Genomic DNA, 2,060 nt, shown 5'->3' on the forward strand with positions numbered 1-2,060 from the left:
AGACCACCTCGTTGAGGTACGCAGCGCCAAGAACCACGGCACCTACCTCGACCCCAAGCGCTCCCGCATCACCCTCACCTCCTGGCACGCGAAGTGGTGGCCGAACCAGCGCGCCGCGCGCAACACCCTCAACCGTGACGAGAGGATGTGGCGCCTCCACGTCGAGCCGGCCTTCGGCTCCTGGCCGCTGACCGATATCACCTGGCTGGACGTTGACCGCTGGGTGAAGAGCCTCCTCGGACCCCTGGACGCCGCGAGCATCCCGGCCGCCTTCCAGATCCTCGACCGCCTGATGACCGCCGCAGTCCTGGATAAACGACTGCTGAACAACCCCTGCGACGGCATCAAGCTCCCGCGCCGCCGCAAGAAGCATCCCGAGGACCGCAAGCCTCCCACCTACGCCCAGCTCGACCTCATCCGGGCCGAGCTGCCGCGGCACCACCACCCGCTCATCATCGTGGCCCAGGAGACGGGACTCCGTTGGGGTGAACTCGTCGGGCTGCGCCGCTGCTGCGTTGACCTGGAAGCGGCGCGGATCCAGGTCCGCGAGGTGCTAGAGGACTCCAAGGGGCACCTAGCCCGCAAGGAGTACCCGAAATCGGACGCCGGCCTGCGCACGGTGCCACTGACGCCACTCGCGGTCGAGGCCCTGGAGGGGCACCTGGCGGCGCACCCGGCCCAGGGCACCCGGTCGGCACCGCAGGAAGGGATGCGCCCGGAGGAGCTGGTTTTCCGCGGCCCGCGGTCGGCGACCTACCGGCAGGCGAACTTCTATACGACATGGGTCGGCGCGATCCAGCGGGCCGGGGTGGCGCGCAAGACTGTGAACGCGACGACGCGCCGCACGGAGTGGTGGCCGCGGTTCCACTCCATCCGGCACGCCTACGCCTCCCGGCTGCATGCTCTCGGGGTGCCGGAGGTGGTCGTTCAGGAGATCCTCGGGCACGAGCGCGGCGGTTCGGTGACCTGGCTGTACACCCATGCGGCGATGGACACCGCTGGGCAGGTGCTGGCGGCGTTGACGCAGGGCCGTCCGCCGCTGGCGGTGGTGGAGTCCGCATCGAGTCCACATACCCACCGGGGTGGACCGGGTTCGACCGGGCCGAAACGGGGTCTCGTTTCGGCGTAGATGCAGGTCAGAGGCGTGTGACCTGCATAATGCCGGGGGCCTGTTGTCGCTACGAGCGACCACTTGCCGCGAGGCGAGCTGGCGGGTCGGTGCCCCCAATCCTTCCGCTGCGCTCCAGGTCAGAGCCCTATGGCTCCGATCTGGGGCGCTTCGCTGTGGGCCCGGCAGCGTCGGGGGGCGCCCCGGAGTCCACAAGGAGTCCACATCCCCGATTCGAACGCGCGCACGATACGGCGTGCCGGGTTCCCAACCCGCCGCGGCAACCGTAAGGTGAACAGAGCTTCACACGTTGGGGAGCGCCCCGTCAGGGGCGCCCTGGTGCACCCCCAAGTCAGCAGCGGGGAGAGGAGGCGGGGCCCCGGTCCCACCGGTGGAACCTCGAACCGCTGGAGCGCCCCCGCCGCATGAGTCGGCGGGGGCGCTCTTGTAGTAAACCGCCCTGGCCCCAATTCTGGGGCCAGGGCGGGGCGCCTTTCGGCGCCAGGCGGCGGGGAACGGGTGCACTCGCTCGACCCGCCGCGCTCTCCCGGCGCCCCCTCCCGGCGCCGGCGCTGCTACCCGATTGATCATCCTTGCTAGACGGGCAGTCAGCAATGCCTCGTCATGTCCCAGTCAGACCCGAGAGTGTACCCGGGCGGGTACAGACTTCATGATCACGGTCCGCTGACGTGGCAGGGTGCCCCGCCCCCTCCCGGCCGAGGAGATCCTGCGCCGCCGCCTGGAAGTCGGCCACCTCATCCGCCACGCCCGCCTGGCCGCCAAGCTCTCCCAGGAGAAGCTGGCCGACCGCGCCGGCGTCGACCGCAAGACGATCTCCCGGGCCGAGAGCGGCATCGCGGCCCTGAAGGTCGACCACCTGATCGCCGTGGCCGCCGCGCTGGGTATCTCCCCGCGCGTCCTGCTGCCCGAGCGGCCCGGACCGGGCCGCTCG

The 2,060-nt window shown here is 70.6% G+C and carries 2 protein-coding genes; both read left to right on the plus strand.

Going from position 1 to position 2,060, the window contains the following annotated elements; all coding sequences use genetic code 11:
* Window positions 1-1,129 (plus strand): tyrosine-type recombinase/integrase (locus tag D7231_RS34485; protein ID WP_147449867.1); only part of this gene is annotated, 1,129 nt, incomplete at its 5' end.
* Between the two features lie 676 nt (window positions 1,130-1,805).
* A partial coding sequence (locus D7231_RS34490) for a helix-turn-helix domain-containing protein (RefSeq protein WP_147449868.1) occupies window positions 1,806-2,060 on the plus strand: 255 nt, incomplete at its 3' end.

The organism is Streptomyces klenkii, from assembly GCF_003626645.1.
In the GTDB taxonomy this organism is placed as follows: Bacteria; Actinomycetota; Actinomycetes; order Streptomycetales; family Streptomycetaceae; genus Streptomyces; species Streptomyces klenkii.